This is a genomic window from Nocardia jejuensis NBRC 103114 (genome assembly GCF_001613145.1).
In the GTDB taxonomy this organism is placed as follows: Bacteria; Actinomycetota; Actinomycetes; order Mycobacteriales; family Mycobacteriaceae; genus Nocardia; species Nocardia jejuensis.
In genome coordinates, this window is the sequence record NZ_BDBU01000030.1 from 148,191 (window position 1) to 173,628 (window position 25,438).

Genomic DNA, 25,438 nt, shown 5'->3' on the forward strand with positions numbered 1-25,438 from the left:
CGAATCACGCCCATCGACCCCGCGCGTAAGGTTCCATTCGTGCAGAAGGTGCTCCGACTCGACTTGGTCAGTCACGGAATGACCGAGGCGATGCGAAAGGCACGATTTCCGGTCGACGAACCACTGACCGAGGCCGGCCGCCGCGCCGTGTCCGCCTGCGGACGGCTGCAGGAAGCGCGGGTCCTGACCGCCCCCGAACGCCGCACCACCGAGACCGCCGCCCTCATGGGACTCATGGGCGAGGAGGACGACCGGCTACGCGACCTCGACGCCGGAGCGTGGCGCGGCGGCGAACTCATGTCGGTGCCCAAGGAGGAGCTGTACTCCTGGCTCACCGATCCCGGCTATCGCGGGCACGGCGGCGAATCCGTGGTGGATGTGGTCGAGCGCACGGGTGAGTGGATGGCCGATATCGCCGTCGAGGGCGAACCCATCATCGCCATCACGCATCCGGCGGTGATCCGCGCCGCACTGCTGGTGACCCTCGACGCTCCCGCGAAGTCCTTCTGGCGCATAGACGTTCCGCCGGTGAGCGTCACTCGTCTGCACTACCGCGGTGAATGGACGCTGCACTTCCGGCCGTGAGCGCCGCGTCCGCTCAGATCGCGACGACCCCGCGCAGCATGGCCCGCAGGGCATCGGTGATCAGCCGGGCGGACAGGCTCGGGTCGATGGCCCGCTGAATGCCGAGCCCGAGTCCCAGGCTCAGCACGGCGGTGGCCGCGTCCTCGGCGGGCAGCGGCAGTTCCAGGGCCATGGAATCGGCCAGCTCCTGCAACTGGGCGGCGACGGTTCCGCGCACGATCCCCAGCCCCGAGATCAGCGCGGCCTGCAGGTCCGCGTCGTCCCGCGCGACGATGGCGAACTCGAATTCGAGCATGGTCCAGCCGACGTCGCCGAGGGTCCGCTCGGCCCAGGTCTGGAACCGCTCCAGCCGCTCGTCCAGGCCGTCGCTGCCCGCGAGCAGTTCGCTGACCTCCTCGAACTTGGTCTCGTGGATCAGGGTCAGCACCTCGAGACACAGTGCCGACTTGGTGCGGAAGTTGGAGTAGACCGCGCCCTTGGAGTATCCGGCCTCCTCGGCGACCCGCTCGAGGCTGGTTTTGGCGTACCCGTCGGTCAGGAACAGGTCACGCGCGGTCGCGATCAGATCCGCGCGGGTGCGGGCCTGGCTCTCGGTGCGGGTGAGGCGTGGCATGGGGATATCTTACGTACCAGAAGTTTCGGGATACCGCGGGTATTTGAAACCTGTTAGTCTTTGAAACCATGAGTAACAGGAACGGGTCACGACGACGTGGCCTGGCCATCGGATGCGGCGGCACGGTCGGCGCGGCGTGGATCGTGGCGGCGCTGGCCTCCGTCCGCGATGCGCTGAACTGGGATCCGCGCGAGGCCGACGTCATGATCGGCACGTCCGCGGGCGCGGAGATGCTGACCATGCTCGGGAGCGGCATCGGCGTGGACGACCTGGTCGCCATGCAGCGCGGCACCACGACCGATCCGGTCTTGGCCGCCCATATGCGCAGCGAGCCGGGCCGCTTCCCGCCCCTGCCGCGTCCGCTCCTCGGCGCGCCGAGGAGCGCGGTGAAGTCGCTGCTCGCCGGACCCGGCAACGGTCACGCCCTGCTCACCGCCGGAAGTGGACTGCTGCCGCGGGGCAGCGGCGATCCGGCGTGGCTGCAGCGACTGGCCGAGCGACTGAACCCCGGCCGCGACTGGGTCGAGCATCCGGCGACCTGGCTGGTCGGCATGGACCAGGCGACCGGTGAACGCGTGGCCTTCGGCTCGGCGTCCGCCCCCGACGCGACTCTCGGTGCGGCACTGCGGGCTTCGTGGGGCGTGCCCGGCTGGTTCCCCGCCGTGGAGATCGCGGGCCGCCGGTTCGTCGACGGCGGGGCGGCCTCCACCGCCTCGGCCGATCTGCTGATTCCGGCGCGACTCGACGAGGTCGTCGTCATCGCGCCGATGGCCTCCACCGGTCGCATCCCCGCCACCAGCGCGGGGCACTTCCTCGAGCGTCAGATGCGAAACCGGATGAGCGAGAAGCTCGATGCCGAGATCGCGCTGCTGCGCGCGAGCGGCACCAAGGTGCTGCGCCTGGACGCCACCGCCGAAGATCTCGCGGTGATGGGCCCCAACTTCATGGACGGCCGCCGCCGCCTGGACACCTTCGAACACAGCCTGATCAGTACCCGCAAGGCCGTCGAGCGCGAAGTCTTCGCGTGAGGGTCCGAATCCGGACGCATTCCCCGACCCGAATCACGCAGGGCCCCGGTCGTGCGCGAAAGGACACACCATGAGCATTCTCGGAAAGAACTACCCCGCAATCGATCTCGACGGAGCGCGGGTGCTGGTCACCGGCGGTGGCCGCGGCATCGGCCAGGCGACCGCGGAACTGTTCCGCGCCAAGGGCGCCGAGATCGCCATCGCCGACGTGGACACCGCCGCGGGTGAGGCCGCCGCCGCCGCGCTCGGCGGCCGCGCCTTCGAACTCGACGTGCGCCGACGCGATCAGTGGGACAAGATCGTCGCCGACTTCGGCCGGATCGACATCCTGGTGAACAACGCCGGCGTGATGCCCGCGGGCGCGTTCCTCGACGAGCCGGACGCGGTGGGCCACACCGCGATGGACGTGAACGTCTGGGGTCTCATCCACGGCATGCGCGCGGTCGTCCCCGGCATGATCGATCGCGGTAAGGGGCACGTGGTGAACGTCGCCTCGCTGGCGGGCAAGATCCCGATCGCGGGCCTGGCCGTCTACAACGCCAGCAAGTTCGCCGCCGTCGGCCTCTCCGCCGCAACGCGTCTGGAGTTCGAGCCGCAGGGCATCAGCGTCAGCTGCGTGATGCCCTCGGCGGTGCGCACCCGCCTGTCCTCGGGCCTGGCCCTGGGCAACGGCATGCCCACCGTCGATCCCGAGGACGTGGCGGCCGCCATCGTCGCCACCGTCCGCACCCGCAGGGCCGAGGTCGCCGTCCCGAACTTCCTGGGCCCCATCGACGTAGCCCTCGCCGCCGCGCCCGAGCCCGCCGTCCGCCTGGTCCGCCGCCTCTTCAACGGCGACCGCGCCCTGCACCCCTCCGACGAGTCGACCCGCGCCGCCTACGAGGAGCAGATCCGCGCCATCAGCAAGGACTGACGCGGCGGTCGATCACATCCGACCGGCGCTGGGGGCCGGCCGGATGCGTGCCCGGCCCCGACCGAAAATCGGTTGGGGCCGTGAGGGCGGGCCGTCGCCGACTTCGATCTCGGGGTGCTCGCGTGTGTCCCTACTCGAAGCGAATGCCCTGGGCCAGTGGCAGTTCCGTCGAGTAGTTGACGGTGTTGGTGGCTCGGCGCATATAGGCCTTCCAGGAGTCCGAGCCGGATTCGCGCCCGCCGCCGGTTTCCTTCTCGCCGCCGAACGCGCCGCCGATCTCCGCGCCCGAGGTGCCGATATTGACATTGGCGATGCCGCAGTCGGATCCGTCGGCGGCCAGGAATCGTTCGGCCTCGCGCTGGTTCCGGGTGAAGACCGCCGACGAAAGGCCCTGGGGGACGGCGTTGTGCAGCTCGACGGCCGTGTCGAAGTCGCTGTAGGTCATGACGTAGAGGATCGGCGCGAAGGTCTCCTCGCGGACCACCTCGGTCTGGGCGGGCATGCGGACCAGCGCGGGCCGCACGTAGTAGGCGTCCTCGCCGAAGTCGTCGACTCGTTCACCGCCGCAGATCAATTCGCCGCCGTCGGCCTGAGCGCGCTCGACGGCATCGCACATCACGGCGTAGGAACCGCCGTTGATCAGCGGACCGACGAGCACGCCCTCCTCGAGCGGATTGCCCACGCGCAGTGAGCGATACGCGGATTCGATGCGCTCGAGCAGCGGCTCCGCCACGTCCTCGTGCACGATGAGCCGGCGCAGCGTGGTGCACCGCTGACCGGCGGTCCCGGCCGCGGCGAACACGATTCCCCGGGCCGCCAGGTCCAGATCCGCCGACGGTGTCACCAGCGCACCGTTGTTGCCGCCCAACTCGAGCAGGCAGCGCCCGAACCGCGCCGCCACCCTCGGGGCCACCGTGCGCCCCATTCGCACCGAGCCGGTCGCGCTCACCAGCGCGACCCGCTCGTCGTCCACGAGCCGCGCGCCGATCTCGCCGCCGCCCTGAATCAGTTGGTGCACCTCGGGATCCGCGCCCACGTCGGCGGCGGCCCGGCGCAGCAGCGCGTGACAGGCCAGTGCGGTCAGCGGCGTCGCGTCCGACGGCTTCCACACCACCGTGTCGCCGCACACCAGGGCGAGCGCGGTATTCCAGGCCCACACCGCGACAGGGAAATTGAACGCCGAGATCACCCCGACGACGCCGAGTGGATGCCAGGTCTCCATCAGCCGGTGCCCGGGACGCTCGGACGGCATTGTGCGCCCGTACAACTGGCGCGAGAGCCCGATGGCGAACTCGCAGATGTCGATCATCTCCTGGACTTCGCCGCGCGCCTCCGCGCCGATCTTGCCCGCCTCCAGCGTGACCAGATCTCCCAGTTCGTCCTTGTGCGCGGTGAGCAGTTCCGCGAGCCTGCGCACCACGGCCGCGCGTTGCGGTGCGGGCACCGTGCGCCAGGTGCGGAACGCGGCGGCGGCGCGATCGACGGCCGCGTCCACCTCCGCGACCGAACTCGGCCGGAGAGTGGCGAGTTCGCCACCGGTGATCGGAGTGCGCACCGAGAGGTCCCCGGGTTCGGGCAACTCCGCGCCGAGCGCGCGCAACAGCGACTCGGTGCGGGTGCGCAGTTCCGCGGTGCTTCGATCGGTCGATACAGAGGTCATATGCGGCTCCATGCTGAGGGGTTTCCGGCCACGAGTTCAGTTCCCTGAGTTAGCCTTCGCTGATGGCGGATACACCGGCGAAGCCCCCACTCGACGACATCGATCGACTCCTGATTCGTGAGCTGATCGCCGATGGTCGCGCCACGCTGTCCAATCTGGCCGAGAAGGCCAATCTTTCGGTCTCCGCGGTGCAGTCGCGGGTACGACGACTCGAGGCTCGGGGCGTGATTCGCGGATACACCGCGAACGTCGATCCCGAGGCCCTGGGGCAGATGCTGTCGGCGTTCGTCGCCATCACTCCTCTCGACCCGTCGCAACCCGATGACGCACCGGCACTGCTGCAGCACATCCCGGGCATCGAAGCTTGCCATTCGGTGGCCGGGGACGAGAGCTACATGCTGCTGGTGCGCGTGGCGTCGCCCAGGCACCTGGAGCAGTTGCTGCAGGAGATTCGCGCGACGGCCAACGTCAGGACTCGAAGCACCATCATTCTGCAGACATTCTATGACAAGTAGCCTTCTCTCGTAATTAGTTCGGAAATTGCGGGTCTAGCCGTAAAAATTCATTTACGCTGGGGTGGTGACCCTCGAAATGGATCGGCTCGGGGCGGTTGCCGACAACACATTGGTCACCCCCGCCCGGGTGCATGACATCCTGTCCGCGAGCATCCTCGCGGACGGCTTCGATCTAGTGCTCGACCTGCGAAAATCACGCGGTCGCCGGCTCGTCGACGCGCGCGACGGCACGGCATACCTGGACATGTTCGGGTTCTTCGCGTCCTCGACGCTGGGTATGAACCATCCGGCCCTGCTCGGTGACAAGCGATTCCTGGCGAGCCTCACCGCCGCTGCGCTGAACAAGCCGAGCAACTCCGACATCTACACCGTCGAGATGGCCCGTTTCGTGGGCACTTTCGCGCGGGTGCTGGGCGATCCGCGGCTACCGCACCTGTTCTTCATCGACGGCGGCGGGCTCGCGGTGGAGAACGCCCTCAAGGCCGCCTTCGACTGGAAGTCCCGGCACAACGAAATGCGCGGGCGCGCAGCGGAACTCGGCACCAAGGTGCTGCACCTCACCGGTGCGTTCCACGGCCGCACCGGCTACACGCTGTCGCTGACCAACACCGATCCGGTCAAGACCGCCCGATTCCCCAAGTTCGACTGGCCGCGCATCGACACCCCCTATATCGGTCCGGACCATCCCGACATCGAGGCCGCCGAGCGGCACGCGCTGGCGCAGGCCGCTCACGCCTTCGCCGAAAACCCGCACGACATAGCGTGTTTCATCGCCGAGCCGATCCAGGGCGAGGGTGGTGACCGGCACCTGCGGCCGGAGTTCCTGCTCGCGATGCAGCGCCTGTGCCACGAGAACGACGCCCTGTTCATCCTCGACGAGGTGCAAACCGGCGTCGGGATGACCGGCAGCACCTGGGCCTACCAGCAACTCGGCCTGGAACCGGACGTGGTCGCCTTCGGCAAGAAGACCCAGGTCTGCGGCATCATGGCCGGCGGCCGGATCGACGAGGTGCCGGACAATGTCTTCGCCGTCAGCTCCCGGCTCAATTCCACCTGGGGCGGCAACCTCACCGATATGGTGCGGGCCCGGCGCGTGCTCGAGGTGCTCGATCACGACAGGCTGGTGGACCGGGCGCGTGAACTCGGCGCGCATCTGCTGGACCGGCTCACCGAAATCGCCTCTGCCCACCCGGAAGTCGGCGATCCGCGCGGTCGCGGGCTGATGTGCGCCCTCACGCTGGAATCGGCGCAACTGCGCGACGAGGTGGTGACCCGGCTTCGGGAACGCGAGCGCGTGCTGCTGCTGGGAACGGGGGAGCGCGGCATCCGCTTCCGTCCACCGCTCACGGTCACCGTGACGGAACTGGACGAAGCGGTGGACGCCCTGGACCGCGTGTTGTCCTGAGCCTCGAGAGCGCGCGCCCGACCCCTGGACGCGCGCTCTCGAGGACGCCCACCCGGATGCGCCGGAAGTTGCCACTTCGGGCGAATCGCGGGGGCCGCGGCCGGGCGCTCCCGTGCCGGTCACGCCGGAGTCATGCGGTGAACCCGGATCCGCACGCGGGAGTCGTTCGAGGCCCGGCGTTTCCGGTTCACCGACGGCAACGTGTCGCTCTCGGCCCGGGATCGGGAGCATCACCGTCGAGATTATTTTTCGGATCGTTTCGGGGTTACACTTCCGGAATAACCCCATCTACCAGGGGATATCTACTGGCGGGTAGCCAATAACCATACTGATGAGTAGGAATTCCGGGATTACCGGAGACCACTGCTACTGGTTACACTGCCGGGCATGACGAGTGTCCAGCAGCAGCCTTCGCCGGGGTCGGCGGACTCCCCAGATATCCACACCACCGCCGGCAAGCTGGCGGACCTGCGCAATCGGCTGGAAGAAGCCAAGCACCCGATGGGTGAGGCCGCGGTCGACAAGGTGCACGCCAAGGGCAAGATGACCGCGCGCGAGCGCATCCTCGCCCTGGTCGACGAGGGTTCCTTCGTGGAACTCGACGCCCTGGCCCGGCACCGCAGCGTGAACTTCGGCCTGGCCGACAACCGTCCGCTCGGCGACGGCGTCGTGACCGGCTACGGCACCATCGACGGCCGTGACGTGTGCCTGTTCTCCCAGGACGTCACCGTCTTCGGCGGCTCGCTCGGCGAGGTCTACGGCGAGAAGATCGTCAAGGTCATGGACCTGGCGCTCAAGACCGGCCGTCCGCTCGTCGGCATCAACGAGGGCGCGGGCGCGCGCATCCAGGAGGGCGTCGTCTCCCTGGGCCTCTACGGCGAGATCTTCCACCGCAACATCCAGGCCTCCGGCGTGATCCCGCAGATCTCGCTGATCATGGGCCCGGCCGCTGGCGGCCACGTGTACTCCCCGGCGCTGACCGACTTCGTGGTGATGGTCGATCAGACCTCCCAGATGTTCGTGACCGGCCCGGACGTCATCAAGACCGTCACCGGTGAAGAGGTCACCATGGAGGAGCTGGGCGGCGCCCAGACCCACATGGTCAAGTCCGGCGTCGCGCACTACGTCGCCTCCGGCGAGCAGGACGCCCTCGACTACGTCAAGGACCTGCTGTCCTACCTGCCGAGCAACAACCGGGCCGAGGCCCCGCGCGGCGAGATCACCGATCCGATCGACGGCGCGATCGAGGAGAACCTCACCGCCGAAGACCTCGAGCTGGACACCATCGTCCCGGACTCGCCGAACCAGCCGTACGACATGCACGAGGTCATCAAGCGGCTGCTCGACGACGACGAGTTCCTCGAGGTGCAGGCCGAGCGCGCGCCGAACATCATCATCGGTTTCGGCCGGGTGGACGGCCGCAGCGTCGGCATCGTGGCCAACCAGCCGACCCAGTTCGCGGGCTGCCTCGACATCGACGCCTCGGAGAAGGCCGCGCGCTTCGTGCGCACCTGCGACGCCTTCAACGTTCCGATCATCACCCTCGTGGACGTCCCGGGCTTCCTGCCCGGCACCGGCCAGGAATACAACGGCATCATCCGCCGTGGCGCCAAGCTGCTCTATGCCTACGGCGAGGCCACTGTGGGAAAGATCACAATCATCACCCGCAAGGCCTACGGCGGCGCCTACGACGTCATGGGTTCCAAGCACATGGGCGCCGATGTGAACCTGGCGTGGCCGACCGCTCAGATCGCCGTCATGGGCGCCTCGGGCGCGGTCGGCTTCGTCTACCGCAAGCAGCTGCAGCAGGCCGCCGCCGAGGGCAACGATGTCGACGCTCTGCGCCTCGAGCTGCAGAACGAGTACGAGGACACCCTGGTGAACCCGTACGTCGCGGCCGAGCGCGGCTATGTCGACGCGGTCATTCCGCCGTCGCACACCCGCGGCCAGATCGTGTCGGCGCTGCGTCTGCTGGAGCGCAAGATGGTCTCGCTGCCGCCCAAGAAGCACGGCAACATTCCGCTCTGATTCGACGATATGCGCGGTATGAGGCGCACACTGAATCCCTGTGGACAGTGGACTCGTACCGCGCATGATCGCCTCATCCGAGCAAAGATGGAATGGCATGACCCTCACACGAGAGGGCCGTACCGATTACCGTTTGCGCACCCGGAGATCCTTCCGGAGCGAACAAAGTCGCGCTCACCGCGTGGCGATTGGACAGGAGGACTGGCGCTGTGACGACCATGGCTGATGAAGAAGTACTGCGCGCCGCCGAACTGGATCTGGCAGTCCGTGACGATCTGGCGAACGCCGCCGAACTCGACGCAGCTGTAACCGAGGTCGAGACGAGTACCGAGCCGGTCATCCGGGTGCTCAAGGGCAACCCGACCGATCTGGAACTCGCCGCACTGGTGTCCGTGTTCGCCGCCGCGTCGGCGAGCGCCTCCGTTGCCCCCAACGGCAACCACGGCCCCGCCGACATGTGGGGTCGCCCGACCCTGCTGCACCGCGGCTCGGCGCCCTTCTCGCCCTATGCCTTTCCGGCGCTGTCGCATAATCGCGACTGACGGGCTGTGACAGTCTTCGTACTGGCGTCCCAGTCCCCGGCCCGGCTCGGAGTGCTCCGCAACGCGGGCATCGAGCCGGTGGTCCGGGTGTCGCACGTGGACGAGGACGCGGTCGCCGCGGCACTACCCGCGGACACCGCCCCCGATCGAGTGGTGATCGAACTGGCCCGGGCCAAGGCGCTCGAGGTCGCCGGTCAGCTCGCCGCCGAATTCCCGGATTCGGTTGTCGTGGGCTGTGATTCGATGCTGCTGGTGGATGGCGAACTGCAGGGCAAACCACTCACCTCCGAGGTGGCGCGGGCGCGCTGGACCGAAATGGCCGGGCGCAGTGCGGATCTGCTCACCGGCCACGCCGTGCTGCGGATCCTGGGCGGGGAGATCGTCGGCGAATCCGCCGATTGCAGTTCCACCACAGTGCATTTCGCCAAGCCCGAGCCCGAGCAGCTGGACGCGTACATCGCGACCGGCGAGCCGTTGCAGGTGGCCGGTTCCTTCACCCTGGACGGCCTCGGCGGCTGGTTCGTGGAGCGGATCGAGGGTGATCCGTCGAGCGTGATCGGTATCGGGCTGCCGCTGGTGCGGCGGCTGCTCACCGAGGTCGGCGTCGACATCACGAGTCTCTGGGTCTGAGCGGCGCGTCTCGCCCCGGTTCATCGGCGGACCCACCCCGGCTGCGTTCGCAGCCGAGGTTCCCGATCAGCGCAGCTGAGTATCCGATCCGCGGAATTGCGGTTCCGTCCCGCGCAGCTGCTGCGGATCCGGTGTGCGCAATTGCGGGGCCATTCGGCCGGTCGCGGTCGCGAGCCGGGGTTCGCCGTTCTCGCTCGCCGAGGCCATGGATTCACCGCCGGGCTTGATGTCCGGCGGCCGGACCCCGAGCAGTTCCAAACGCGCGACGCACAATTCGGGCTCGACGAACGGGTGCAGTCGCACACCGACCGCGTCGTGGGCGCCGTTGCGGTCGAGCACTTCGCGCATGAGGCCCAGATGCACCCCGCACACCACTTCGGAGTGGGTGCGCGCGAGTTCGCGCAGCGGGCACGCGGTGAGCCGGATGAGCGCGCTCTCCTCGGTCTCGCTCGCGTGATCGCGCTCGGGCGCGAAACCGAGTTCGGACATGACGGTCACCGTCAGGTCCTTGGCGTCCTCGAGCGTTTCGATCGGCTGGTCCACGGCTTCGAGTTTCGAGCCCCACGCGCGGCCCGCGGAGATGGCCGCGTCCGAGCGCCGGCGCGGATCGCTGCCCAGCTGGTCGGCTAGAACCTGTGCCAATTCCTGATAACCGACGGATCGCTGAACTGCGGTGTAACCGATTCGGGGGCGCCCGCGCCCGCGTGGCGGCTGTTGGAATTGCCGCACCAGCGACTCACGAGTGAGCACATCCAAATGGAAACGTACCGTTGTCACATGCTGGCCGGTGACGCGCGCGAGTTCTTGCGCGTCGAGAGGCTCGCTGGCGCCACGTAGGATCGCGAGCAGTCGTCGTCGCGGCCAAGAATCGGACATAGCTCACCCCTCCTCCCTGGAGACTTTATCGGATGAAGCTGCGCTTAATTCGCTCAATCATCCGATTCGTGATCTGAAACGAGTTTCGTTACCGCCAGTTGCCTACGATCGGTGCAGAGATTCGAACCGTCACTATCTAACCCACCACGCGTGAAGGACCACACCGTGCCCGTCGCCCCGGATCCGCATCACTCGTTCGGCTCCTACGCACATCCTCACCGACTAGTAACCACAGAATGGCTGTCGGCAAACATCGGCGCGCCGGGACTCAAGATCATCGAGTCCAACGAAGACATATTGCTATACGACATCGGCCATGTGCCCGGCGCCATCAAGATCGACTGGCGGAACGAGTTGATAGATCCTCGCACCCGGGACGTGGTCGACGGCGCTGCCTTCGCCGAACTCATGCGAATCAAGGGCGTCACCCGTGATGACACCGTAGTCATCTACGGCGACAAGGCCAACGGCACCGCGGCAGCCACCCTGTGGGCGTTCGGGCTCTTCGGGCACGAGGACGTGCGCCTGCTGGACGGCGGCCGCGACGCCTGGATCAACGAGGGCCGCGACACCACCTTCGATGTGCCGTCCGCCGGTTTCGGCGAATATCCGGTCGTGGACCGTGACGACAAGACCAGCCGCGCCTTCCGCGCCGACGTCCTCGCGCACCTGGGCGGACCGCTGGTCGATTCGCGGGTCTTCGACGAGTACACCGGCGAGCTGGTGGTGCTGGACCGTCCGGAGGAGCAGGCGCTGCGCGCGGGCCACATCCCGACCGCCGTCAATATCCCCTGGACCTCCTCGGTCGGTGCGGATGCTCGATTCCGCCCGCGCGCCGAGCTGGAAGTGATCTACGGTGGGGTCGCCGAGGGGAGTGCGCCGCTGGTGTACTCCCGCATCGGGGAACGCTCCGCCCTCACCTGGTTCGTCCTGACCTACCTGCTGGGAGTGGACGGGGTGCGTAACTATGACGGCTCCTGGACCGAATGGTCTAATGCGGTCGGGGCTCCGATCGTCTTCGGCTCCGAGCCGGGTCCGGTCCCCAAGGACATCGTGCGGTAGTTGGTATCTGTCACCTACTGCTCGGTAGCCCTAGCCCCGTTCGGTAGTTGTTGGCAGACTGCCTACACTGCCCAAGACTAAGTTTTCACAGCACAGGAGGCTCAGTGCCCAGCCATGCCAACGCGCAGATCACAAAGGTCCTCGTAGCCAATCGAGGCGAGATCGCCGTGCGCGTGATCCGGGCCGCCAAGGACGCCGGAATCGCCAGCGTCGCGGTGTATGCCGAACCGGACGCGGATGCCCCGTTCGTGAAGCTCGCCGATGAAGCCTTCGCGCTCGGCGGCCAGACCTCGGCCGAGTCGTACCTGGTGTTCGACAAGATCCTCGACGCCGCCGCCAAGGCCGGCGCGGACGCGATCCACCCCGGTTACGGTTTCCTTTCCGAGAACGCCGACTTCGCCCAGGCTGTGATCGACGCCGGTCTGATCTGGATCGGCCCGTCCCCGCAGTCCATTCGCGACCTGGGTGACAAGGTCACCGCGCGGCACATCGCCGAGCGCGCGAAGGCTCCGATGGCCGCGGGTACCAAGGACCCGGTCAAGAACGCCGACGAGGTCGTCGCGTTCGCCAAGGAATTCGGCGTGCCCGTCGCCATCAAGGCCGCCTTCGGCGGTGGTGGCCGCGGCATGAAGGTCGCCCAGACCATCGAGGAGATCCCGGAGCTTTTCGAGTCCGCCACCCGTGAGGCCATCGCCGCCTTCGGTCGCGGTGAATGCTTCGTGGAGCAGTACCTGGACAAGGCGCGCCACGTCGAGGCGCAGGTGATCGCGGATCAGCACGGCAACGTGGTGGTCGCGGGCACCCGTGACTGCTCGCTGCAGCGTCGTTTCCAGAAGCTGGTCGAGGAGGCGCCCGCGCCGTTCCTGTCCGATGAGGTGCGCGGCAAGATCCACGCTTCGGCCAAGGCCATCTGCCGCGAGGCCGGCTACTACGGCGCGGGCACCGTGGAGTACCTGGTGCAGGGCGAGACGGTGTCGTTCCTCGAGGTCAACACCCGCCTGCAGGTCGAGCACCCGGTGACCGAGGAGACCGCGGGAATCGACCTGGTGCGTCAGCAGTTCCGCATCGCCGAGGGCCACGAGCTCTCGATCAAGGAGGACCCGACTCCGCGTGGGCACTCCTTCGAGTTCCGCATCAACGGTGAGGACGCGGGTCGCGGCTTCATGCCCGCCCCCGGCCCGGTCGTCGTCTACTCCGAGCCCTCGGGCCCGGGCGTGCGCGTCGATTCCGGTGTGGTCGCGGGTTCGGTCATCGGTGGCCAGTTCGACTCCATGCTCTCGAAGCTGATCGTCACCGGCGAGAACCGCGAGCAGGCGCTGCAGCGTGCCGCCCGCGCGCTGGCCGAGTACCACATCGAGGGCCTGGCGACGGTCATCCCGTTCCACCGCCACATCGTGGAGAACCCGGCGTTCATCGGTGACGGCACCAAGTTCGACGTCTACACCAAGTGGATCGAGAACGAGTGGACCAATGTCATCGAGCCGTACACCGGTGGTGCCGCGATCGAGGACGAGGACGAGGCTCCGCGTCAGAAGGTGGTCGTCGAGGTCGGCGGTCGTCGTCTCGAGGTGTCGCTTCCGGGTCAGTTCTCGGTCAACGCCGCGGCCGCCGGTAACGGTGCCGCGGGTGCGATCCGCAAGAAGCCCAAGGCGCGCAAGCGCGGCGGTGCGGCCGGTGGCGCTGCCTCCGGTGACGCGGTGACCGCTCCGATGCAGGGCACCGTCGTGAAGGTCGCGGTCGAAGAGGGCCAGACCGTCGAGGCCGGGGATCTGGTCGTGGTGCTCGAGGCCATGAAGATGGAGAACCCGGTCACCGCGCACAAGGCCGGTGTGATCACGGGTCTGTCCGTCGAGGCCGGCGCCGCCATCACGCAGGGCACCGTGCTCGCCGAGATCAAGTAGGACCGAATCCCGGGGGCCTCGCCTCCGAATGCCGGACGGCACATGTCCGGCAACAGGTTTCCCGAACGGGCCGCTCGCCCACGCGAGCGGCCCGTTCGCGTTCCTCCCAGGCAGTTCACAGACCCACCGCGCTAAGGTCGACACATGGCTGAACCACCGGACATTCGCATCGGGACGCAGGAGCGTGAGGACGCCCTGAAGCGGCTGTCCGATCACTTCGCGGCGGGCCGGCTCAGCGTGGCCGAATTCGACGAGCGCAGCGGGATCGTCGCGGCCGCGGTGGTGCGCGGGGATCTGGAGCGGGTGTTCACCGATCTCCCCGAACCGGTGATCGCGAAACCGGTTCCGGCGAAACAGGAGTCGCGGTTCGGATCGAACTGGCCCGCGCGGGTCATGCCGGTGGTGCCGATCCTCGCGGTGATCCTGTTCTTCGTCTTCCATCAGTGGTGGGTGTTCCTGTTGATTCCACTGGCCGGCGCCCTGCTGGTCGGGGAGAGCGGCCGGGATCGCCGCGGCGACCGCCGTGACCGTCGTGACCGGAGGCGTGAGCGCTAGTGGAACCCATCGAGATCAACGCGGGCAACTGGTACCTGCGGGCCCTGCGCGCGGACGAGCGCATCGACGATCGTCCCGCGCTCGCGGACGGCGGCATCACCGAACCCGGCTACGTCGAGCGCCGGAACGCGGAATGGGCTGACGAGACGCACTTCTCGTGGGCGGTGTGCGTCCCCACGACAGCGGAGTTGGTCGCGGAGATCGGCGTCACCCCCGCGTCGGACGGCACGGCGACGGTGGTCGGCTGGGCCAGAGCGGGCTACGACGAGGCACTGGCGGACGGGCTGAGTTCGGTGCGCCGTTTCACCGCCGGAGCCCTCGGCTTGGAACCCCGCGACGCCTCCTGAGTCCGAGCTCGTGCGGCACTCCCGGGACCGCGAATCCATCCGGTCCGGAAGACTTTTCGCGCCGGATTATCCGCCTGTGAGCGGGTGTTTCGATGCCCTTCCGGCAATTAATCATTCGTGCTCATCCACTCGATGATGGACCCTGAGAAGGCATCCGAAGCCGGCGAAGGGGAGACGGTCATGTGGGGCTGGAGCAGACATCAATTCGACAGAGCGCAAGCCGCGGCGTTCACCAGCGGGCGGGTCCGGGACCCGAAGCCGACCGTGACCGATCCCGATTTCCGCACCGATCGCCCCGGGGGCGAGGACGGCGCGCCCGCCGATGACGGCGGGCGCGCCACCGCGCGCTACACCCGTGAGCTCGACGAATCCGCGTCCATGCCCACCGGGTCGGGGGACCCCGATGGAGTAGCCTGCGGGCATGAACCGGGCACCCCTGGATGTGGCGCGACTGCGGCACCTCGTCGTCGAATCGCCGGAGTCGAAGTTCTTCACCGAGGTCGAGGTGGTGACCTCGACCGGGTCGACGAATGCCGATCTGGTTGCGCGGGCGGCGGATTCGTCGGCCGATCGGCTGGTCTTGATCGCGGAGGAACAGCAGCGCGGACGCGGCCGGCACGAGCGTCAATGGGTGAGTCCACCGCGCGCGCAGCTGGCGATGTCGCTGCTGGTGCGCGTGCGCGGGATCGATCCGGCGGTACTGGGGTGGCTCCCGCTGTTGACCGGAGTCGCGGTCGTTGACGCGGTGCGCGCCGACACCGGTGTGAAGGCGATCTTGAAGTGGCCCAACGATGTTCTGGTCGAGGGGCGTAAGTTGGCCGGAATTCTGGCCGAGATCGCCGCCGTCGGACCGGATCCGGCCGTCGTGGTCGGCATCGGCCTGAACGTGAGTCTCACCGAGGCGGAACTGCCTGTCCCGCACGCCACGTCGCTCGAGCTGTCGGGCGCGGCCGCGGCGGATCGCACCGAATTGGCCGCCGCGATTCTCCGCGAGTTCGCCCGGCGTTTCGCCGCCTGGGAGGCCGCGCGCTGGAGCATCACCGATCTCGCGGCGGCCTATCGCGAGCGCTGCTCGACCATCGGCGCGCACGTGCGGGCCGAGCTGCCGGGCGGCGACGTGCTCACCGGAGTCGCGACCGGCGTGGACGAGCACGGCCGGCTGCTGATCGGCGAGCGTTCGGTCTCGGCGGGCGACGTCACCCACCTGCGCGCGGAGTACTGAGCGACTGCCGCGCGCCGCACGGACCGTGCGGCGCGCCCAGCGCGAAATCCCGGCGTGCGCCGGAATGAGCGGATTCCGCGAGTGAGGCGCGGTCCCGGTCATCCCGGCGCACGCCGGGATTCGAAACGTATCGAGTTCGGTCGATCGGCGAAAAGCGTTCAGGCGGGCTGGAGTTGGCCGCGCGAGGCCTCCCGGGCGAGGAGTCGATCGCGCTGCTCCTCGAACTTGAGCACATCGACCTCGAGCTTCTCCACGTAGGCGGCGAGGGTTTCCCGTGCCTGCTCGCCGCGCGCGCCGAAGTCGGTGCGCTCGAAGATGTTCCAGTTCTTGAGCACCGGCTGTACGACCTCCTCCAGATGCTGGCGCAGATCGTAGATGCCGTGCTTGGCCATGATGACGCCGTTGCGCCGGAAGTTCGGCATGCCCGCCCCCGGCATCACGAAGTTGGTGAGCACCTTGGTGATCGCCGCGACCGCCTGGTCCGGGACCAGGTCCAGGCCCGCGCCGCACAGGGTGCGGTAGAAGATCATGTGCAGGTTCTCGTCCGCCGCGATGCGCTGGAGCATGCGATCGGCGACGGCGTCGTTGCAGACGCGGCCGGTGTTGCGGTGTGAGACGCGGGTGGCCAGTTCCTGGAAGGTCACGTAGGCGACGTTCTCGAGGAATCCGCCCCAGTCGTCGGGAGACTGTGCGCCGGTGGTCATGTGGATCATCCGGGCTTCCTCGAGCGCGACGGGGTCCACGCCGCGGGTGACCACGAGGTAGTCGCGCAGCACGATGCCGTGCCGGTTCTCCTCGGCGGTCCAGCGTCCGACCCAGGTGCCCCAGGCGCCGTCCTGGGAGAAGTTCTCGGCGATCTCGCGGTGGTAGGAGGGCAGGTTGTCCTCGGTGAGCAGGTTGGTGACCATGGCGATCTTGGCGACTTCGGACAGGGTGGACTGGGAGGGGTCCCAGTCCTGTCCGCCCATGGCGGCGAAGTTGCGGCCCTGGTCCCACGGCACGTAGTCGTGGGGGTGCCATTCCTTGGCCATGGACAGGTGCCGGTTGAGGTTCTGCTCGGCCACCGGCTCCAGTTCGTGGAGAATCTGATGCTGGGTCAACTCTCGGGTCACACACGTCTCCTGTGAAGTGCGCCGCGAAGGCGTCCGGGATGGGTGTAGCGCTGGAAAGCGAAGGGTGAAGCTCGAAAAGCTCGGCAATCGGTTACGCGAGATAACGAGATAAGGCAGATCGTGGACGCAGATGCTACGCGGTGCGTGATGATTCCGCGCCTGCCCGATCGTTCGGCGTGAAGCATTCTGACATCTCTTCGCGCTAATGTTCCAGCATGGGTTATCCGGAGGACGCGCTCGCACCGGAGGAGCGGCTGCTGCTGCATCGGCATCCGCATTGGAAGATGTTGTTCTGGCCCGCTGTCACTTTCATCCTGATCACCGCTTTGGCCGGGTTCGGTGCGGGGGTCGCGGTGCACAACACCGAGGGCACCCTGCGCACCGGTCTGTTGATCGCGATTCTGGTGGCGTGGACGGCAATCGTGGTGTGGCGGTGCATCGCTCCGCTGATGCGGTGGAAGTCGACGCATTTCATCATCACCGATCGCCGGGTGCTGATCCGGCAGGGCGTGCTGACGCACACCGGCATCGACATTCCGATGAACCGGATCTCGAATGTGCAGTTCCGCCATGGACTGTTCGACCGAATGCTGGGCACCGGAACGCTGATCGTCGGATCCGCGTCGGAGGACCCGCTGGAGTACGACGACATTCCGGAGGTGCAGAAGGTGCACGCGCTGCTCTATCACCAGGTCTTCGATGTGGTGCAGAACAACCAGAATGGCGGCTCCTACGGATCCGACCCGTCGTACCCGTAGTCTTGTCCCGTGACCGCCGTACTGCTGGCCGAAGACGACGAGGCTATCGCTGCGCCGCTGTCGCGAGCGCTGGGGCGCGAAGGATATGCGGTGACCGTCGAGAGTTACGGTCCCGCCGTTCTGGAGCGAGCCCTCGAGGGTGGCCATGACCTGCTGATCCTGGATCTGGGGTTGCCCGGCATGGATGGGCTCGAGGTGTGCCGCCAGGTGCGGGCGCGCGGGGCCGATCTGGCCGTGCTCATGCTCACCGCGCGCACCGACGAAGTGGATTTCGTGGTCGGTCTCGATGCCGGCGCGGACGACTACGTGGGTAAGCCCTTCCGGCTCGCGGAGTTGCTGGCCCGGGTGCGAGCGCTGTTGCGCCGCAGCGGAATCGGTGACGAGGCGGTGGAGGTCGGCGGGATCCGGCTCGAGCCGGCCGCGCGCCGGGTGCTGGTGAACGGCGCCGAGGTGAATCTCGCCAACAAGGAGTACGAGCTGCTCAAGGTGCTCATCGACCGTGCCGGACAGGTGGTCTCGCGCGAGACCATCCTGCGCGAGGTCTGGGGTGACGCCGATTTGCGTGGTTCCAAGACCTTGGATATGCATATGTCGTGGTTGCGTCGCAAGATCGGCGACGAGGGTCCGGTGGCCGAACGGCGAATCGTGACGGTGCGCGGCGTAGGGTTCCGCTTCAATACCGACTAGCGGTGCGCGGTAGGCGAATCCAGTTCTCTCCGGAAAGTGCCGGCATTCCCGAAAGCCCAGCGAAGCGAGGCATCTCGACGATGAGGCGCAGGATCCTGCTGTCCATGGTGGCCGCGCTGACCCTGACCACGCTCGTGCTCGGGGTGCCGCTGGCCTTCACCGCCTGGCAGTGGGTCGAGGACATCACCCGCAACGAACTGCGCAATCGGCTGGACCGCATCGCGGTGGAGGTGGTGGCGCAGGAGAAGGACGACGGGCTGGTGCACGGCACCCTCGATCTGCGCTCGGCCGCGCCGCTGATTCCGGAGGGCGGCCGCTTGACCATCGTCTATCCGACGCCCTCGGACAATGCCTCGCGCATCGACGTGGGCGTGGAGTCGGTGCAGGATCCGCTGGTCGAGTCGCTCGCCATGGGTACCTCGGGTTCGTTGCGGCTGGAAACGCCTGCGGCGCCGATGCATTCGATGCAGCGCCAAGCGCTGGGCGCGGTGGCCGGGCTGGTGCTGATCTCGCTCGGTGCGGGCATCGCGGTGGCGGTGGTGACCGCGCGGCGGGTGGCCGATCCGCTGCGCGACGTGGCGGGGCGCGCCGCGCGCTTGGCCATGGGTGATTTCCGCGCGGATCCGCGCCGGCACGGCATCACCGAACTCGATCGCGTCTCGGACGTGCTCGATTCGGCGACCGTGGAGATAGCGGGTCGTTTGCAGCGCGAGCACGCATTGGTCGCGGATGTCTCGCATCAGCTGCGCAGCCGATTGACGGCCGTGCGCCTGCGCCTGGACGAACTGTCCACCCACGACGATCCGGCGGTCGTGCACGAGGCCGAGGAGGCCATGGCGCAGGTGGATCGCCTCACCGACGCGATCGACGATCTGGTTCGCGCCTCCCGCGACGAGGGCGCCGCCGAGCGCGATCCGGTGCCGGTGGTCGCGGAACTGCGTGGCGTGGTGGCCGAATGGCGCCATCCGTTCGCGGAGGCGGGCCGCAAACTCGTCCTGCTCGGCGATCCGACCCTCAAGGCTCCGGTGACCGGATCCCGCCTGCGCGAGGCGGTCGCGGTGCTGGTCGACAATGCCCTCATGCACGGGGCCGGGACCTGCACCGTGTCGGTGCGCACGGTGACCGGCGTGCGCGACGACCGGGAACCGCTGGTGGTGGTGGAGATCGCCGACGAGGGCGACGGCGTGCGCGACGAACTCGCCCCGCACATCTTCGACCGCGGTTTCTCCGCCGCCGGATCCACCGGTGTGGGCCTGGCGCTGGCGCGTGCGCTCATCGAGGCCGATGGCGGTCGTCTCGAACTGCAGCGTCGCCGCCCGGCGCTGTTCGCGGTGTTCCTGGGCTCGTCCGGGGTGGCCCGGATTCCGAACGGTCCGATCACCGAGCCGCGCTGAGGCGGCTCTCCGCCGGGTTTTCCGGTGGCGAATCGAGTTCTATCGATTCCCTAACCATTCGCTAGCCGAGCCTGAGAAAACGCTTCATACCTTCGGAATCGTTCACCGACACCGGCGAGAGATCGCCGGCGACCTGAAGGAGAAGGTATGCAGAAGACCACGATTCGCCGCGGCGTCATCGTCGGCGGAATCGCCGGGGCCGCCGTGTTCGGCGCGCTGATCGTGCCCGGCATCGCGAATGCCGCCCCGGTCTCGCCGAGCACCACCATCGACGTCACCCAGAATCCGGACGGCAGCTTCACCGTGGTGAACCCGGATACGGGTCAGCCGGAGGCCGTGCAGGTGCAGCCCGCGCATCCGCTCGACGATCGCGCGATCCCGGCGGATCCCGCCCAGCCGGCCGACCGTGGTCCGGTGATCGTGCAGCGCGGGCCGGACCGCGACGGCGACACGGTGATCATCCAGCGCGACGGCGATCACGCGATCGTCCAGCGCGCGCGACCGGGCGCCGACACGCTCCCGGCGCTCCCGATCCAGCCCGCGCGCCCCTCGACGGGCAGCGGTTCCTGATCCGGTCGGCGCCGGTCCGTGCCTCGCATCCGGAAGCGACACCCTGCGTCGGGACCGGCCCGCTGTGATGTTTGCCTGACGGTGACCACTCCCGCGGATCAGTATCGTCGGTGCGGTGAGTAGTCCCCGAATTCTGGTTGTGGACGACGACGTCAGGGTGCTGGCCTCGGTGGCGCGGGGGCTGCGCCTGTCCGGTTTCGATGTCGAGACCGCGACGGACGGAGCCGCCGCCCTGCAGCGCATCACCGCGAGCGCGCCGCAGGCCATGGTGCTGGATCTGAACATGCCGATGCTGGACGGAGTGCAGGTGGTCACGGCACTGCGCTCGTTCGGCAACGACATCCCGATCTGCGTGCTCAGCGCGCGGTCGGAGGTCACCGACCGGATCGGGGCGCTCGAGGCCGGCGCCGACGACTATCTGACCAAGCCGTTCGATCTCGGCGAACTGGTGGCCCGGCTGCGGGCCATGCTGCGCCGAGCCCCCGCCCCCGACCATGGTTCCGACCGAGTATCGGTGGGCCCCTTGACCATTCACCCCAGTGCCCGCCGCGCCTACGCCAACGACGCCCTGCTGGACCTCACCAAGCGCGAGTTCGACCTCCTGGCCGCGCTGTCCTCGGCCCCCGGCCAGGTCTTCACCCGCGCCCAGCTGCTGGATCGAGTGTGGGGCTACGACTTCGAAACCCAGACCAAGGTGGTCGATGTGTTCGTCTCCTATGTACGCCGCAAGATCGAGGACACCGGCTGCCCCCGGTTGGTCCACACGGTCCGCGGCGTCGGCTTCGTCCTACGGACCGACGCATGAGGCTTGTGCCCTCGAGCCTTCGCGATCACCTGCGAAACTGCCACGGCGGCAGAGGTTCTGCCGCCGTGGCAGTGGGGCGGCCGATCTCGCTGCGTACGCGAGTCGCGCTCGCCAGCGCGGTGACCGCCGCGGTCGTGGTGGGCGGTATGAGCGCGGTGCTCTTCGCGGTCGCGCCCACCGATGCCAGGACGCAGGTCGGGACGGTGGTCAGCGCCCTGGCGATCCAGCGCGCCGAACCGCTCAGCACCGAGCCCCCGGCCGACGGCCCGGCCGACGCGCGGACGCCGCAGCGGGTCATCACGGTGAACCCCGGAACACCCTTTCCCGGAACGGATTCCGATGCGTCCGCCCTGCCGCCGCTGCCCGCGGAATTCGCCCGCACCGTTCCGGTGGACGGGCAGACGGTGATGTTGACCGTTCCGCAGAACGTGGCCTCGGATTCGGTTGCCAAGCAACGGGTTCGGATCATCGCGGTGGGTCTGGCCGGGATCGCGCTGGCCGCGCTGCTCGGCTGGTACTTCGCCTCCCGCGCGGTGGCTCCGCTGCGCCGGCTCACGGCGGCGACGGCCGGGCTGGGAACTCGCCCGGACGCCCCCGATCATCTCGCCCTGGCCACCTCGAACCGATCGGTCGCGAGCGAGACCGCCGAACTGACCGAGGCGATGAACACCATGCTCGGCCGTATTTCGGCCGAACGCCGCCACACCGACGAAGCCCTGGTCACCGCACGGGATTTCGCCGCGACCGCCGCGCACGAGCTGCGCACCCCGCTCACCGCCATGCGGACGGATCTGCAAGTGCTGCAATCCATGCCGCTGTCCGAGGCCGAACGCGCGGAGATCATCGGTGAGGTCCTGGCCAGCCAGCACACCGTCGAATCCACCCTCGCCGCCCTGGAACGCCTGGCCGTGGGCGACTTGACCACCGAATCCGACTGGGAGGAGGTCGATCTCGGCCAACTGGTCGACCAGGTGGTGGAGGACGCCCGCCGCGCCCACCCCGCGGTCACCATCGACACCGACGGCGTGGACCCGATCCGCCTGCGCGGCTTGGCCGCGGGCCTGCGCTCGGTCATCGACAACGCCGTCACCAACGCGGTCCGCCACGGCGCGGCCACCCGCATCGACATCGCCGCCCACCACGTTCCCCGCTCATCCCCGGCCACGGACGACTCCGGGGACCAGCCCGGCCGGGCGGATGCACGCGGCCGGGCGCATTCGAGCGGCCCCGAGGCTCCCGCGGTCCCACACTCCCCGGATTCCGGCGCGGTGATCCTGACCATCGACGACAACGGCACCGGCATCCCCGCCGCCGATCGCGAACGCGTCTTCGACCGCTTCCACCGCGCCGCCACCACCCCCGGACTCGGCCTGGGGCTGGCGCTGGTGGCTCAGCAGGCCCGCCTGCACGGCGGTGACGCGACCATCGAGAACAGCCCGCTCGGCGGCGTCCGGCTCATCGTCACCCTCGTCCCGGACCGAGCGCACGCATCGGGGCAATTCCGCCCCGCCGCGCCGAGCGCCCCGGCGGCATCGAGCTGAACTTCGGCGCGTGGAAACGAACGCGGCCCGGAACCGTCAGGTTCCGGGCCGCGACGCTGTCGTCAGACAAGAGCGAGGGGTTTGCCTTGAGCGCCCCAGGGCAGTGCCCTCAGCTATGTCCGAGTTGTTCCTCGTTCATGAGGTCTTCGAACTCCTCCTGGAGTTCTTCCATTTCGTTCGGGAACACCCACCGCTTCATCGACCAGAACCGGAAAACCATCTGCAACAGGTTGCCGATGATGAACGCGCTGAAGAAGTCGGCGATGTTCTCGACCGTGAAACTCACGTTCGGCTGCCGCAGGTCGAACACGTAGCTGGAGATGTACAGCGGCACCGCGGCCAAGAGCACGCCCACGCCGCTGACGAGGAAGAACAGCAGCGCCTCGTGGTGCTTCTCGCGCCCGCCGCGCTTGTCGAAGGTCCATTCCCGGTTCAGGATGTACGACACGATGACCGCGACCGTGCCCGAGAGGATTCGGGCGATTGTCGGTTTCGTATCGAGTACGGTCCATTTCAGGAGATAGAAGATGCCCAGGTCGATGACGAACGTGGTCGCGCCGACAATCGCGAACTTCAGCAGTTCGGAATGACGGTCCGCGAGGTCCCGCAGCGGTTTGGGCAGGCGGTTCGCCACCTCGTCGACAAATGACACCCCGCGAGTCTACGTCTCTCGTCGATGCCGTGAGCAACCCGCAGTAAGGGACCCGGTGGGTGCCATGACAACATTGTCGAACGTGAGCGCCCGTAGCTTCGATTCCTCCGCGATGCCCACCGTCACCATGATCGGTGGCGGCCAGTTGGCGCGCATGACCCATCAGGCGGCCATCGCGCTGGGCCAGCGCCTGCGCGTGCTGGCCGAGCACCTCGACGATCCGGCCGCCCAGGTCACCCCGGACGTGGTCTTCGGCAGCCACAACGATCTGATGGCGCTGCGCAAGGCCGCGATCGGCTCGCACGCGGTGACCTTCGATCACGAGGGCGTGCCCACCGAGCACCTCGAGGCCCTGATCGCCGAGGGCGTGAACGTACAGCCGCCGCCGAGCGCGCTCATCTTCGCCCAGGACAAGCTCTTCATGCGCCGCAAGCTCGCGGAGCTGGGGCTGCCGATTCCGGCGTTCGTCGAGGTGACATCGGTCACGGACGCGGTGTCCTTCGGTGACGAGCACGGCTGGCCGTTCGTCCTCAAGGCCGTGCGCGGCGGATACGACGGCCGCGGCGTGTGGATGCCCGCCGACGCCGCCGAGGCCGAACTCCTGGTCACCGACCAGCTGGCGCACGGCGTGTCGCTGCTGGCCGAAACCAAGGTCGATCTCGAGCGTGAGCTGTCCGCGATGGTGGCGCGCTCTCCGTTCGGTCAGGCCGCGGCCTGGCCGGTGGTGGAGACCGTGCAGCGCAACGGTCAGTGCGCGGTGGTCATCGCCCCGGCCCCCGATCTGTCCGAGGAGCGTGCCACCGAGGCAGGGGCCCTGGCGCTGCGCCTGGCCGCCGAACTCGGAGTCACCGGCGTGATGGCCGTGGAGCTGTTCGAGACGCGTTCGGGTGAGTTGCTGATCAACGAGCTCGCGATGCGCCCGCACAATTCCGGCCACTGGGGTATGGACGGCGCCTGCACCGGCCAGTTCGAGCAGCATCTGCGCGCGGTCCTGGACTACCCGCTCGGCTCGACCCGCCCGCTGGCTCCGGTCACGGTGATGGCGAACATCCTGGGCGCCGCGCAGGCTCCCGAGATGTCGATGGACGAACGCCTGCACCATCTTTCGGCGCGGCTGCCCGAGGCCAAGGTGCATCTGTACGGCAAGGGTGAGCGCCCCGATCGCAAGATCGGTCACATCAACATCCTCGGCGACGACGTCGCCGTCACACGCGAGAAGGCCGAGCGCGCGGCCCACTGGATGTCGCACGCGATTTGGACCGACGGATGGGACCCGCATCATGACTGACACCACCACCGCCCAGGTCGGCCTGATCATGGGCAGTGATTCGGACTGGCCCACCATGGTCGCCGCCGCGGAGGCCCTGGCCGAGTTCGGCGTCCGCTTCGAGGTCGGCGTGGTCTCCGCGCACCGCACCCCGCAGCGCATGCTCGACTACGCGAAAGAGGCTGCGGGCCGCGGCATTTCGGTCATCATCGCGGGCGCGGGCGGTGCGGCCCACCTCCCGGGCATGGTCGCCTCCGCGACCCCGCTGCCCGTGATCGGTGTCCCCGTCCCCCTCAAGCACCTCGACGGCATGGACTCCCTCCTGTCCATCGTCCAGATGCCCGCCGGCGTCCCGGTGGCCACCGTCTCGATCGGCGGAGCGCGCAATGCCGGCCTGCTGGCCGTCCGCATCCTCGCCGCCACCGACCCCGAACTCCGTTCCCGCATGGAGCAGTTCCAGGCCGACCTGGAGAAAATGGTCCTCGAGAAGGACGCCGGCCTGCGCGCCCAGCTCCTGGGCTGAGGGATCGCGGGACCCTCTCGCCGTTTGCGTTGTCCGAGTCGGATTCCTTGCGGCTCAACGACTGTGGGGCCGAGGAGTCCGGACGTCGGCGCGCGAATGCGCCGATGTCCGGCGAGCGTGGAAACCGGTCGGCTCGCGTTCGATCACCCCGGCGGCATGCGCGGGCCGCGCGGCGTCGGTGACCATCGCGGCGCTCCGATCCGCGTCGCGCTGTACGAGGGCGCGCGTGCGCATCGCTACGGTTGAC

Annotated in this window: 27 protein-coding genes; 22 read left to right on the forward strand and 5 right to left on the reverse strand. The window is 68.2% G+C overall.

All coding sequences use genetic code 11. From position 1 onward, the window contains the following. Positions 1 to 39: 39 nt before the first annotated feature. The gene (locus NJ1_RS24585; protein ID WP_067698495.1) at positions 40 to 585 is read left to right on the forward strand and encodes a histidine phosphatase family protein; all 546 of its coding nucleotides are present in this window, start codon (positions 40 to 42) and stop codon (positions 583 to 585) included. Between the two features lie 13 nt (positions 586 to 598). On the opposite strand, the gene NJ1_RS24590 is transcribed toward NJ1_RS24585, so the two are convergent. Next, entirely contained in the window at positions 599 to 1,198 is a 600-nt protein-coding gene (locus NJ1_RS24590; RefSeq protein WP_067698392.1) for a TetR/AcrR family transcriptional regulator, read from the reverse strand. A 68-nt stretch (positions 1,199 to 1,266) separates the two neighbouring features. Between NJ1_RS24590 and NJ1_RS24595 the strand changes: the two genes are divergently transcribed. Together NJ1_RS24595 and NJ1_RS24600 are read left to right on the forward strand one after the other, a co-directional pair. Next, entirely contained in the window at positions 1,267 to 2,226 is a 960-nt protein-coding gene (locus NJ1_RS24595) for a patatin-like phospholipase family protein (RefSeq protein ID WP_067698394.1), read from the forward strand. A 70-nt stretch (positions 2,227 to 2,296) separates the two neighbouring features. Then, positions 2,297 to 3,139, forward strand: coding sequence for an SDR family oxidoreductase (locus NJ1_RS24600; protein WP_067698397.1), 843 nt, complete (start codon positions 2,297 to 2,299; stop codon positions 3,137 to 3,139). A gap of 130 nt (positions 3,140 to 3,269) precedes the next feature. On the opposite strand, the gene amaB is transcribed toward NJ1_RS24600, so the two are convergent. After that, positions 3,270 to 4,799: an L-piperidine-6-carboxylate dehydrogenase gene (amaB, locus tag NJ1_RS24605; RefSeq protein WP_067698497.1), complete on the reverse strand. Its 1,530-nt coding sequence runs from the start codon at positions 4,797 to 4,799 to the stop codon at positions 3,270 to 3,272. A 62-nt stretch (positions 4,800 to 4,861) separates the two neighbouring features. On the opposite strand from amaB, the gene NJ1_RS24610 reads away from it, so the two are divergent. From NJ1_RS24610 to NJ1_RS24630, 5 genes are all read left to right on the forward strand, one after another. Beyond that, on the forward strand, positions 4,862 to 5,314 hold the full coding sequence (locus NJ1_RS24610; protein WP_067698399.1) for an Lrp/AsnC family transcriptional regulator: 453 nt from the start codon (positions 4,862 to 4,864) through the stop codon (positions 5,312 to 5,314). Between the two features lie 64 nt (positions 5,315 to 5,378). Beyond that, the gene (lat, locus tag NJ1_RS24615) at positions 5,379 to 6,719 is read left to right on the forward strand and encodes an L-lysine 6-transaminase (protein WP_422615775.1); all 1,341 of its coding nucleotides are present in this window, start codon (positions 5,379 to 5,381) and stop codon (positions 6,717 to 6,719) included. A gap of 387 nt (positions 6,720 to 7,106) precedes the next feature. Beyond that, positions 7,107 to 8,747 carry an acyl-CoA carboxylase subunit beta gene (locus NJ1_RS24620; protein ID WP_067698404.1) on the forward strand — a complete coding sequence of 547 codons (1,641 nt, stop codon included), beginning with the start codon at positions 7,107 to 7,109 and terminating at the stop codon, positions 8,745 to 8,747. A 218-nt stretch (positions 8,748 to 8,965) separates the two neighbouring features. Beyond that, entirely contained in the window at positions 8,966 to 9,289 is a 324-nt protein-coding gene (locus tag NJ1_RS24625) for an acyl-CoA carboxylase subunit epsilon (RefSeq protein ID WP_067698499.1), read from the forward strand. Positions 9,290 to 9,295: 6 nt separating this feature from the next. Further along, positions 9,296 to 9,919, forward strand: a complete 624-nt coding sequence (locus NJ1_RS24630) for a Maf family protein (protein ID WP_067698405.1) — start codon at positions 9,296 to 9,298, stop codon at positions 9,917 to 9,919. A 66-nt stretch (positions 9,920 to 9,985) separates the two neighbouring features. Here the strand turns inward: NJ1_RS24630 and NJ1_RS24635 are convergent, their stop codons facing one another. Further along, a complete protein-coding gene (locus NJ1_RS24635; RefSeq protein ID WP_067698407.1) occupies positions 9,986 to 10,795 on the reverse strand; it encodes a helix-turn-helix transcriptional regulator in 810 nt (269 codons plus the stop codon). Between the two features lie 165 nt (positions 10,796 to 10,960). Here NJ1_RS24635 and NJ1_RS24640 point away from each other — a divergent pair, with 165 nt between their 5' ends. From NJ1_RS24640 to NJ1_RS24660, 5 genes are all read left to right on the forward strand, one after another. Beyond that, the gene (locus NJ1_RS24640) at positions 10,961 to 11,857 is read left to right on the forward strand and encodes a sulfurtransferase (protein WP_067698501.1); all 897 of its coding nucleotides are present in this window, start codon (positions 10,961 to 10,963) and stop codon (positions 11,855 to 11,857) included. 104 nt (positions 11,858 to 11,961) lie between these two features. Next, complete coding sequence (locus NJ1_RS24645) at positions 11,962 to 13,758, forward strand: acetyl/propionyl/methylcrotonyl-CoA carboxylase subunit alpha (RefSeq protein ID WP_067698409.1); 1,797 nt, start codon at positions 11,962 to 11,964, stop codon at positions 13,756 to 13,758. A gap of 144 nt (positions 13,759 to 13,902) precedes the next feature. Next, positions 13,903 to 14,313: a DUF1707 SHOCT-like domain-containing protein gene (locus NJ1_RS24650; RefSeq protein ID WP_067698411.1), complete on the forward strand. Its 411-nt coding sequence runs from the start codon at positions 13,903 to 13,905 to the stop codon at positions 14,311 to 14,313. Further along, a complete protein-coding gene (locus tag NJ1_RS24655) occupies positions 14,313 to 14,660 on the forward strand; it encodes a hypothetical protein (RefSeq protein WP_067698413.1) in 348 nt (115 codons plus the stop codon). Before NJ1_RS24650 ends, NJ1_RS24655 begins: the two co-directional genes overlap by 1 nt. Before the next feature lie 421 nt (positions 14,661 to 15,081). Beyond that, positions 15,082 to 15,882: a biotin--[acetyl-CoA-carboxylase] ligase gene (locus NJ1_RS24660; protein ID WP_067698416.1), complete on the forward strand. Its 801-nt coding sequence runs from the start codon at positions 15,082 to 15,084 to the stop codon at positions 15,880 to 15,882. 158 nt (positions 15,883 to 16,040) lie between these two features. Here NJ1_RS24660 and NJ1_RS24665 read toward each other — a convergent pair whose 3' ends face one another. After that, positions 16,041 to 16,994, reverse strand: coding sequence for an acyl-ACP desaturase (locus NJ1_RS24665; RefSeq protein ID WP_067698418.1), 954 nt, complete (start codon positions 16,992 to 16,994; stop codon positions 16,041 to 16,043). A gap of 215 nt (positions 16,995 to 17,209) precedes the next feature. Here NJ1_RS24665 and NJ1_RS24670 point away from each other — a divergent pair, with 215 nt between their 5' ends. The 6 genes from NJ1_RS24670 (at position 17,210) to NJ1_RS40870 (ending at position 22,749) form a co-directional block, all read left to right on the forward strand. After that, positions 17,210 to 17,752 (forward strand): PH domain-containing protein, encoded by a 543-nt coding sequence (locus NJ1_RS24670; RefSeq protein WP_067698419.1) that lies wholly within the window; start codon positions 17,210 to 17,212, stop codon positions 17,750 to 17,752. Between the two features lie 9 nt (positions 17,753 to 17,761). Next, positions 17,762 to 18,439 carry a response regulator transcription factor gene (locus NJ1_RS24675; protein ID WP_067698421.1) on the forward strand — a complete coding sequence of 226 codons (678 nt, stop codon included), beginning with the start codon at positions 17,762 to 17,764 and terminating at the stop codon, positions 18,437 to 18,439. An 80-nt stretch (positions 18,440 to 18,519) separates the two neighbouring features. After that, positions 18,520 to 19,833: a sensor histidine kinase gene (locus tag NJ1_RS24680; RefSeq protein WP_067698423.1), complete on the forward strand. Its 1,314-nt coding sequence runs from the start codon at positions 18,520 to 18,522 to the stop codon at positions 19,831 to 19,833. Positions 19,834 to 19,980: 147 nt separating this feature from the next. Next, complete coding sequence (locus NJ1_RS24685; protein WP_067698425.1) at positions 19,981 to 20,403, forward strand: hypothetical protein; 423 nt, start codon at positions 19,981 to 19,983, stop codon at positions 20,401 to 20,403. Positions 20,404 to 20,506: 103 nt separating this feature from the next. Continuing rightward, positions 20,507 to 21,208: a response regulator transcription factor gene (locus tag NJ1_RS24690; protein WP_067698427.1), complete on the forward strand. Its 702-nt coding sequence runs from the start codon at positions 20,507 to 20,509 to the stop codon at positions 21,206 to 21,208. Positions 21,209 to 21,273: 65 nt separating this feature from the next. Then, complete coding sequence (locus NJ1_RS40870; RefSeq protein WP_067698429.1) at positions 21,274 to 22,749, forward strand: sensor histidine kinase; 1,476 nt, start codon at positions 21,274 to 21,276, stop codon at positions 22,747 to 22,749. Positions 22,750 to 22,858: 109 nt separating this feature from the next. Here the strand turns inward: NJ1_RS40870 and NJ1_RS24700 are convergent, their stop codons facing one another. Next, positions 22,859 to 23,401: a GtrA family protein gene (locus NJ1_RS24700; RefSeq protein ID WP_067698431.1), complete on the reverse strand. Its 543-nt coding sequence runs from the start codon at positions 23,399 to 23,401 to the stop codon at positions 22,859 to 22,861. Between the two features lie 64 nt (positions 23,402 to 23,465). Here NJ1_RS24700 and NJ1_RS24705 point away from each other — a divergent pair, with 64 nt between their 5' ends. The 3 genes from NJ1_RS24705 (at position 23,466) to NJ1_RS40875 (ending at position 25,437) form a co-directional block, all read left to right on the forward strand. Further along, positions 23,466 to 24,689, forward strand: coding sequence for a 5-(carboxyamino)imidazole ribonucleotide synthase (locus NJ1_RS24705; RefSeq protein WP_067698503.1), 1,224 nt, complete (start codon positions 23,466 to 23,468; stop codon positions 24,687 to 24,689). Beyond that, on the forward strand, positions 24,682 to 25,191 hold the full coding sequence (gene purE, locus NJ1_RS24710) for a 5-(carboxyamino)imidazole ribonucleotide mutase (RefSeq protein WP_067698433.1): 510 nt from the start codon (positions 24,682 to 24,684) through the stop codon (positions 25,189 to 25,191). Before NJ1_RS24705 ends, purE begins: the two co-directional genes overlap by 8 nt. Positions 25,192 to 25,308: 117 nt before the next feature. Beyond that, entirely contained in the window at positions 25,309 to 25,437 is a 129-nt protein-coding gene (locus NJ1_RS40875) for a hypothetical protein (protein WP_281202157.1), read from the forward strand. The last annotated feature ends 1 nt before the right edge of the window (position 25,438 follow it).